This window comes from Rhodoferax ferrireducens (assembly GCF_031458075.1).
GTDB classification, from domain to species: domain Bacteria; phylum Pseudomonadota; class Gammaproteobacteria; order Burkholderiales; family Burkholderiaceae_C; genus Rhodoferax_B; species Rhodoferax_B ferrireducens_A.
On the sequence record NZ_JAVDXT010000002.1, the window covers coordinates 1389163 to 1398530 of the forward strand.

Sequence of the window (9368 nt, forward strand, 5' to 3'; positions counted from 1 at the left end):
AGGAAAGAGGTCTGGGCCGGGGTCTTACTGCGCAGCGGCAGCCGTGCTACTGGCGGAGTTGCTCACCTTGAAAAACTTGAAGTACGGCGTGTTCGACGGGTTCACCGGAATGTCGAATTTGCGCACCATGGCGTAGGTCTGGATCTGGTCGTGCAGCGGCAGGTAGATCAGCTCTTTCTGCACCGTGGTCCAGATCGACTTGATCGTGGCATCGCGCTTCTTGGCATCGCCTTCGGAAGCGAGCGAGACGATCTGGCGGTCTACCTCGGCGTTGCTGAAACGGGTGGCATTGGTGGCGCCGCGCGCGTTTTTGCCGCGGGTGTGCACCAGGTAGTCAAAGATGTAGGCCGAGTCGTAGGTGGGCACGCCCCATCCGTAGAGGTAGAAATCGGTGTCCTGGTTGTTGATGGCAGCGGTCTGGATCGCCAGCGGGCGCGACACTACGGTGGTCTTCACCCCGATGCGCCCCAAAAAGCCCGATACAGCCTGGCAGATGGCCTCGTCGTTCAGGTAGCGGTCGTTGGTGCAATGCAGGGTGATGCCAAAGCCGTTCGGGTAGCCGGCCTCGGCCAGCAGCTTCTTGGCCTGGGCTGCGTCGCTCTTGCCTACGGCGCCAAAGGCTTTTTCATAGCCGTGCACAAACGGCGGCGCAATGATGTTGGTCGGCACCGAGAGGCCACGCATCACCGCGGTTTGAAGCGTGTTGCGGTCAATCGCCAGCTGGAAGGCCTGGCGTACCCGGCGGTCGGCCAAGGGATTCTTGTCCTTCACGTCGGAATACGTGAGCGGCGCTGTGCCCACGTTCAGACCCAGAAAGATGGTGCGGTTCTCGGCAGCCTGGTTGACGCGCAGCTTGGGGTCGGCGCGCAGGCGGGCTATGTCCTGGATCGGCAGGTCTTGCACAAAGTCCACTTCGCCCGAGAGCAGGGCGGCGACGCGGGTCGCGGGTGACTTGATGGGCAGATAGACCAGTTCGTCGATCTCCAGCGGGAACTGGCCGCGGCCCCAGTAGCCGGGGAACAGCTTGAGCACCGTGCGGCTGTCTTGCTCGCGCGAGACCAGGGTGTAGGGGCCGGTGCCGTTGACGTTGCGCGTGGCGTAGGTTTCTTCTTTGGCCGAGGCGTTTTGGGGTTGCTCCACACCATGGGCCTTGGCCCAGGCCGCGCTGAGGATCTGGATGTTGATCAGGTTGTCGGGCAGCAGCGGGTTCGGCCCGCTGGTCTTGATGTGCACGGTGAACGGGTCGACCTTCACCACATCGGTGATCGACACCAGCAGCGAGCGCATGTCCGACGTGGGGGCGCGGGCGCGCTGCAAGGAGAACAGCACGTCGTCGGCCGTGAACAGGCTGCCGTCGTGGAACTTCACACCCTTGCGCAGCTTGAACTCCCACACCGTGGGGTCGCGGGTCAATGCCCATGACGCGGCCAAGGTGGGCAGCAGTTTGCCATCGGCGTTGCGGATGATCAGCGGCTCGTACACCTGGTGCAGCAGGTTGTGGTTGGGGCCGTTGTTGAGTGCGTGCGGGTCCAAAGTGGACGCATCCGTCGAGCGCGCCCAGCGCAGGGTTTCGGCATGGCCTGCTGGCGTGCCCAGCAGTGCGGCGACCAGCGCCGAAACCAGTGTCATTGCACGGAAAGTGGCGCGGCGTTGTGGATGGCGAGTAGGTGTCATATGAGGTCAGGCAATGTGGAGATAGGGCAGGATGGATAGCGCTGCCACAAAGGGCGGATTGTGGCGAGCGCGGTGCAGATCACAAAGCAGGATTCCGCCTAAGCAAATGCGCTTTAGGTTGCTGGTTTTAGGGTAGGCATTCAGCCCGCAGGAAAACGCCGCGCCAGCAATGCGAACAGCGCACGCAGACCCTGGGCTTCACCGCCTTTGGGGCGGCCCGGGCGGTCTTCCAGGTTCCAAGCGAACAGGTCCAGGTGCAGCCAGGGGACGCCGCTGGGCACGAAGTTCTCCAGAAACAAAGCCGCCGTAATGGCGCCACCCAAGGGGGCGCTGGCGGCGTTCAAGGTGTCGGCATGGTCCGACTTGAGCATGCTGCGGTAGGGCGCCCATAACGGCATGCGCCACAGCGGGTCGGCCTGCTGTCGTGCATGCGCCAATAGTTCGTCGGCCAGTGCATCCTGGTTGCTGAACAGCGCGGGTAGATCTGGGCCAAGCGCCACACGTGCGGCACCGGTGAGGGTGGCCAGATCTATCACCAGATCTGGTGGCTTGGCCGTGTCATGCAGTGCATGGTGCAGAGCATCGGCCAGCAGCAACCGGCCTTCGGCATCGGTGTTTTCGATTTCCACCAGGCTGCCGTTGCCGGCTTGGACGATGTCGCCCGGACGCAGTGCGCCAGCGCCTACCGCGTTTTCGGCCGCAGGAATCACCAGCGTCAAATGCACCGGTAACTGCACCTGCATGACCAGTTCGGCCAGCGCAATGGCATGGGCTGCGCCACCCATGTCTTTCTTCATCCAGCGCATGCCCGTGGCGGGCTTGAGGTCGAGCCCACCGGAGTCAAAGCAAACGCCTTTGCCGATCAATACCACGTGCGGCGAGTTGGCGTCACCCCACTGCAACTCGGCCACCCGTGGTGCGTCGGCAGCGGCTTTCCCAACGGCATGCACCAGAGAGAAACCGGCTGCCGGCAGGGCATCGCCCACCCATTCGCGGTAATGGGCGGTATGGCGGTCTGTCAACTGGCGTACCGCTGCGGCAAGCTGTGTAGGACCGAGCTGGTTGGCGGGAAGATTGACCAGACGGCGGACCTGGCCGATGGCTGCGGCCAGAGGTGTGACCAGGTCTTGTTCGGCTTGGCTGGCCAGCAGCCGGGGGCCGCTTTCAGGGCCGGGGGCAGCGGCGCCCGTCTGCCGATTGGACGGCAAGGCGCCCAGCGCCCAGCCCAGTTGCAACAACGTGGTGTGCTCAGGTGGAGTGGACTCCACCAGCGCATAGACGCCCGGAGGCAGCACCCGCGGCAAACCCGCCAGCTGCCACAGCGGCTGCCCAGCATCGACACCGACCAAGACTCCCGCCAAACCATTGTCGACACCCGGCAGCAACAGGGTACGGCCAGGGCCAGGCTCAAAACCGGCTGCATGCACCCAATGGGCCTGGGCGGGTGGTAGCTGCTGCAGTAAGGTCGGGAGCTTGGCTGGTGTGACGCGGTAGAGCGGTATCGCAGCCTGTGGTGGCAGCGCAAAAGGCGATGCTGCCGGTACCGCTTCTTTGTCTTCCTCGCTCAAGCCGCGGGCACCAGGCGAATGCCGACGTCGCCTTCGCGTGCCAGCTGGGCGACCAGGCCGAGTTCCCAATCCAGATAGGCGCGGAAGCCGGCGTCGCGTGCAGCCAGGTCCGCGTGGGCATAAGGGCTGTACCAATGGTCGTCATCGCCGGTAAGTACTCCCTCGGCACCGCTGGCTACGGGCAGGCCGGCCGCAAACCAGGCGTCGGTGCCGCCACTGATGGCGCGCACATCACGTCCGGTTTGGACTGCCAGCTCGGCCGCCACGCTGCGGGCCAGCACGCCATCGGGTGAGGTCAGCAGTACGATTTTCTCAGCGGCTAGAGCTGCCACAAAGCCAGGCAGGCGGTCCGGTACGGAGAAGCTGGCACCTGCAACGTGGCGGCGCTCAAAGGCAGCGCGGCGGTCTACGTCAAAGGCCACCGCTTGACCGCTAGCCAGCAAGTTGGCGGCTTGGGCAGGAGATGCCAATGGTGCCGGAGCGCGGGATTGCAATATGCGGATGGGTTCGGCGCCGGTTACCAGCGTCGGCAGCGGGGCGGCTGGATGGGCATTTTCCGTTGGGGCATACACAAAAACCTCATAGCCACCCAGCTGGGCGAGCCAGGCGCCGGTGGTCAGGGCGCGCACGCCGTCCCAGTCGGCCAGTACGATGCGCGCATGGCGCGTGGCGGCATACTCATCGGTCGCCTGCACCAGTTGGCCCCCAGCCGCCCAGCGCCAGCCCTCCAGATGGCCGGCCTGAAATTCTTCTTGCGTGCGTATGTCAAAACGGTACAAGCTGCGTTCGCCCGCTTCCGCCTCGAAGCGTGCCAGGGTGTCTGCATCTATGTGCTGCACGCCGGCACGCCGCGCTACCGAAGCCGCGCGCTCGCGGGCCGTGGCCACCGTGGCGGTGCCAGGTTCGGGCAATGGGGTGGTGCGGCCATGGGCCAAGGAGCGACCGGCCAGCAGCCAGGCCATGGTGCCGTCTTTCAACGAGGCCACTTGGTTCGGGATGCCGGCGTCGATCAGCGTCTGCGCACCCACGATGCTGCGGGTGCGGCCCGCGCAGTTCACCACCACAAATGTGCTCGGGTCCGGGGCGATTTCGCCAATCCGGTAGACCAGCTCGGCGCCGGGCAGGCTATGGGCAAATGGCAGACTGAACGCGGCAAACTCCTCGGGCGTACGGCTGTCGACCACCACGATGTTGTCGCCGCGCTCAATACGTTGCTGTAGCTCTTCGGTGTCGATCCACGGCGTATGCTTCTTGTGCTCAATGACTTCGCCAAAGGCTTTGCTCGGCACATTGCTGCCACTGAAGATCTCGAACCCCGCATCGGCCCAGGCGTCGGTGCCCCCCTCCAGGACCGAGACGTTGTACCAACCCAGCCGTACCAGCTTGGCGGCGGCTTGGTGGGTCAGGGATTCATCGGCGTCGACCAGCACGACGCGGGTATTGCGCCGCGGCACCAGTCGATCGATCAGAAGCTCCAGCCGCCATAGCGGGGCAGACGCCGCCAGCAAGATGTGGCGGTGGGTGAACACGCCGGTTTCACGCACGTCCAGCACGGCGATTTCTTCGCCACCTCGGCCTTGGTGCTCCGGGGCTAGGGCTGCCTTGAGCGCCTGGGGCGAAATCAGCGGATGGCGGATCAGTGCAGGCGGTGCAAAGGTGCGGTAGCTGCCACCCGTCTTGCCCTGAAACACCACGCGCTCCAGCAGGCGGTCGAGCGCCAGGCCGTAAAAGTGCAGGTGCAAGCCAGGTTCACTGCCAAGCAGTTCAATGGTGTGCACATCGTCAGGCCCAAGAGTGATGGCGGAGCCGGTGGCAACATCGACAGTGCGCGTGTGCTGCAGTCGGTCAATGCTTGAATCGCTGGTCGTATGGCGGCTATATACCTCGTTGCGTTCGTTGCCGCTAATGCCGGCAATGATGGCCCAGGTTGTGTGGTTGTGCGGTGGCTGGGCTTTGCCCGGCAGGCCGGCCGAAACGTAGAGCGCGTAGTGCCCGTCCAAGTCTTCGGCCAGCCGGTATACCTGCGCCGGGTGCTCCGCATCAACGGAAAAATGCGCTGCGGGAAACAACTCTTTCTGCAGGCCCAGCTGGACCAAGGCATCGGCAACCACTTGCAGTTGCTCGGCTGTGGCGCGTTGTGGGTCGGGCAGCAGTCGCCGAGCCGTATGGATAAATGCGGTCACGGCGCTGGCACGTCGGCTGGCGATGTCGCTGCCGCTGAAATCAAGGGAGATGGAAGTTTGGGTCATGGTGCTAGGGCGGATGGAAATCAGAGGAGAGTGCTGAAAAAAGCGTGAAGAATCTGCCCAGCCTACGTGGATAAACAACCTGGCACAACGAAGCAAACCAACTAAACATATGCGCTGCTGGTGGCGCAATGGTTGCGGCGATACACCCGCTGCACTTGGCCGCATCAAGAGGGCCAAGCGCATATCGATAGGCGTAATCATTCGTTCACATGGCTGGAAGGCCTGCCTAGAGTCGACCATCTTCCGACCTCCGCTACAGGCTTTTCATGCAAAAACGCTTTCTTTTCCGCAGCTTGAGCGCTGCACTGATCACCTCCTTCGCCACGGCAGCGCTGCTAGTACCGACTGTCTATGCAGGCGAGGCCGACGTCTATCCCAACAAACCGGTGCGCATTGTGGTACCGGTGGCCGCAGGTGGCAGTGCCGACAAGCTGACCCGCACCCTGGCGGACAAATTGAGCCAGCTGTGGGGCCAGTCGGTGGTGGTGGAAAACATTGCAGGCGCCAGTGGCACTATTGGTGCCAACAAGGTGGCCAAGGCAGCGCCCGATGGCTATACCTTGCTGCAGCAAGGGGAGGGCTTGACCCTCAACGCCATCTTGTTTCGCGAGCTGCCCTACGATGCCAAGGCGTTTACGCCGGTGATCAAGGCTGTCGTCAATCCGCAGATTCTGGTGGTGAACCCAGCCACCGGCATCCACAACTTTGCCGAGTACCTGGCCCGCGCCAAAGCCAAGCCGGAAAGCATCAGTCTGGGCCTGCCGGGCAACGGCGGTATAGCCCACGTGGCGCATGAAATCATCACGCAAGAAACCGGCGCCAAGGTCAACTACATTCCCTACCCAGGTGGCGGCCCGGCTACGCTGGACGTGCTCGGCGGCCACACGGATGCCACACTGATTACATTGGCCGCGGTGACCGAATATGTGCGTGCCGGCAAGCTGCGCGCGCTGGCCGTGACCACAGCTTACCGATCACCCGCACTGCCTGATGTGCCGACCATGGCCGAAGCAGGTCTGCCCGGGTTCTCGGTAGAGAGCTGGCAGGGCTACTTTGCGCCCTCCGGCACCCCATCCGCCATTGTGGAGAAAATCAACCGAGACATCCAAACCGTGTTGAAAACGCCTGAAGTACGGGCCAAGCTCGAAGACATGGGTTTCAAAGTAGCCGGTGGCAAGCCAGCGGATCTCGCCGCCAGTTTGCAGACCGAACAGCCCAAGTACGCATTGGCGATAAAGACAGCAGGGATCTCGCTGCGTTGAGGCCTGCATGGCGGCAGGAACAGCGATTGCCGCCGTTTCTCCGCCCGCGACCTCGCTGGATGGCTAACCACCCAAGAAGATCGCAAACTAGAGCTTCAGCGTCAATCGGCGCCAGTGAGCCCCAGGCACATCTTCCGTCAGCGTTGCACCGCTAAAGCTGAGGTTGCGCCGTTCAGCCGCTGGCAGAAGCAGCACCAGGCTGCCTTGCTGGGGCGGCCGCATGCCTTCGCGCTGTACACCGATCTCGAGGCTCTGCGCAGTGCAGCGCAGTTGCAGCCGCCACTGGCCAAAATTACCATCGCGGCAGGCTTGGGAATGGCCGTCGTCTTCAAAGCAGGTGGCTTCGAACACGCCCTCTCCGAGGAACGGAAACACCTGGAAGCCGCGCTGGTCTTCCACCTGGCCAAAATGGATTTCACCGAAATTCATCGGAATGGCGCAGCCTTCGCGGGCCAGCAGCGGGGGAGGGCCGGCTAGCGGGGCATCGAGTGTGACTTGCTGGCCAGCCTGGTGGTGCCGTGCCGTATGCCACTCATACCAGCCACCGCTACCCGGCAACCATACCGCGCGCTGGCTTTGGCCTTGCTCCACCACCGAGGCCACCAGCAGGTGGGCACCCAGCAGCATCTCGTCGTTTTCTTCGAGGCAGCGCGGGTCTTCAGGGAAGTCATGGTAGGTCGGGCGGATGATGGGCTCGAACGCGCTGTGGTAGCGCCACACCAGGTCGTACAGGTAGGGCATCAACCGGTAGCGCAGAGCTATGAGTTCGCGGATCTGTGGCGTGACTGCCGGGTACATCCAGGGTTCATTCACCGTCTGGTCGTCGTTCCACGAATGGATGCTGAAGCGCGGCAGGAAGATGCCATGCTGCACCCAGCGTACCAGCAGCTCGGGGCCAGGCGCGGGGCCGGAGAAGCCGCCGATGTCATGCCCGGTGTTCGATACACCCGACATCGCCAGGCCTAGGCCCATGCGGATGTTGTAGCGCAGGGTTTCCCAGTCCGTGTAGTTGTCGCCCGACCAGGTTTGCACATAGCGCTGCATGCCGGCGGCGCCCGAGCGGGATACCAGGTAGGGGCGCTCTTGTGGCGCGAACTCGGTCTGCGCGGCATGCGAGGCCTGCATCATCAACAGGGTCTGCTGTGGCTTGGCTTCGCGGGCGCGGCGCGGCGTGCCGAAGCCGTGCACCATAGCCTGGTCGCTCCAGATCTCGTATTCGTTGTTGTCGTTCCAGGTGGTGGGGATGCCGTACTGCAGCAGCTGCTCGGTGACCTGCTGCTTCCACCAGGCGATGGTGGCGGGGTTGGTGAAGTCCAGGTAGGCACCGGTGCCGTCCCAGAACTGTATGGCGGTGGGCTGGCCATCGGGGTCCTGCACCAGCAGGCCTGCCTTGCGGGCCTCGTCGAAACGCGGGTGGTCGCGCAGCAGTGCGGGCTTGATGTTGGGTACCAGGCGCACGCCCTTGGCCAGGTAGCTTTGTACAAAGGCGGCAGGGTCGGGGAATTTTTCGCGGTTCCAGTTGAACACGTAGCGGCCCGGGCCGATGGAGGTGTAGCCCGAGGACAGGTGGAACGAGTCGCAAGGAATGTCGTGTTCTTCGCAGCGCTCCAGAAACTCACCCATACGCTCCTGCGCGTTCGGTGCGTCGGTGTAGCTCATGGTGGAGCCCGAGTAGCCGAGCGCATAGCGCGGTGGAAAGATCGGTCGGCCGGTCAGCCAGGTATAGCGGCGCGTGATGGCGGCGGGGTCCGCACCGGCGATGTAGTACAGGTCGAGATCGCCATGGTCGGCCACGAAGTAGCGGTAGTGGCCGTGGTAGTTGTCCAGCTCACGGCCCATGTCGAAGCTGCAGTCGGACAAGGTGTCGTAGAACAGGCCAAAGCATAAGCCCGCATCTTTTTCACCACCCTTGCGGGTGATGTAGAACGGGATGTGTTTGTACAGCGGGTCGGTATTGCGCGCGCTGTAGCCCATCGGGTCGAGGTTGCACATGCGGTAGCGCTGGCCGGCACGGTTGGCGTCGCCGGCGCGTTCGCCCAGGCCGAAGTAGGCTTCGCCGCGCTCACGCTGCAGGTAGTGGTAGATCTTCTCGTCCCACCAGCCGAAGTTGTAGCTCTGGGTGGAGCGGTCGGCGGCGGTGGCCTGCCACTGGCCCTTGTGCTGGCTTTCCCAGCGGCAGAAGAAGCCCTCCAGCTGAATGGTCAGGCGCACCGCGGTGGTGGTGATGCACAGCTGTTGTGCATCCTGCTCCAGCGTGAAGTTGGGTAACGAAAAGCCGCTGGTGTCAAAACGGTCGCGGCCTTCGACTGGCAGGTTTTCCAGGCCGGGCGCCACTGTCCAGCTGCGGGGCATTTGCAGTTGGCCATTGGGCAGCACCAACACACGCAGAATGTCTTCTTCAAGTACCCAGATGTGGGCCACGGCACCGCCGGAGCTGCGCAGTTCAAGCTGGTTGCCGCTGCGGGCATGCAGGGCGAAAAGAGGAGGGTGGTCAAGACGCATGGTGATGGGGCGAAAGAGTTACAACCGTAGGCCGTTGGAATCAAAGCAGTGCAGCTGCTCCGGCGGTGCGCTGACGCACACGGTGTCGCCGCGCTGGATGGTGGTCTGGCCGT

5 protein-coding genes are annotated in these 9368 nt (G+C 63.5%); 1 reads left to right on the forward strand and 4 read right to left on the reverse strand.

Translation table 11 applies throughout. From position 1 onward, the window contains the following. Nucleotides 1-24: 24 nt before the first annotated feature. From J2X19_RS15470 to J2X19_RS15480, 3 genes are all read right to left on the reverse strand, one after another. Nucleotides 25-1629, reverse strand: coding sequence for an ABC transporter substrate-binding protein (locus tag J2X19_RS15470; protein WP_310374477.1), 1605 nt, complete (start codon nucleotides 1627-1629; stop codon nucleotides 25-27). A 185-nt stretch (nucleotides 1630-1814) separates the two neighbouring features. Beyond that, on the reverse strand, nucleotides 1815-3242 hold the full coding sequence (locus J2X19_RS15475; protein WP_310374480.1) for a leucyl aminopeptidase family protein: 1428 nt from the start codon (nucleotides 3240-3242) through the stop codon (nucleotides 1815-1817). Further along, nucleotides 3239-5491 carry a rhodanese-like domain-containing protein gene (locus J2X19_RS15480; RefSeq protein WP_310374482.1) on the reverse strand — a complete coding sequence of 751 codons (2253 nt, stop codon included), beginning with the start codon at nucleotides 5489-5491 and terminating at the stop codon, nucleotides 3239-3241. The genes J2X19_RS15475 and J2X19_RS15480 overlap by 4 nt, the downstream gene beginning before the upstream one ends. 266 nt (nucleotides 5492-5757) lie before the next feature. On the opposite strand from J2X19_RS15480, the gene J2X19_RS15485 reads away from it, so the two are divergent. Then, nucleotides 5758-6753, forward strand: a complete 996-nt coding sequence (locus J2X19_RS15485) for a tripartite tricarboxylate transporter substrate binding protein (protein WP_310374485.1) — start codon at nucleotides 5758-5760, stop codon at nucleotides 6751-6753. An 87-nt stretch (nucleotides 6754-6840) separates the two neighbouring features. Here J2X19_RS15485 and J2X19_RS15490 read toward each other — a convergent pair whose 3' ends face one another. Next, nucleotides 6841-9255 (reverse strand): glycoside hydrolase family 31 protein, encoded by a 2415-nt coding sequence (locus J2X19_RS15490; RefSeq protein WP_310374487.1) that lies wholly within the window; start codon nucleotides 9253-9255, stop codon nucleotides 6841-6843. Nucleotides 9256-9368 lie beyond the last annotated feature (113 nt).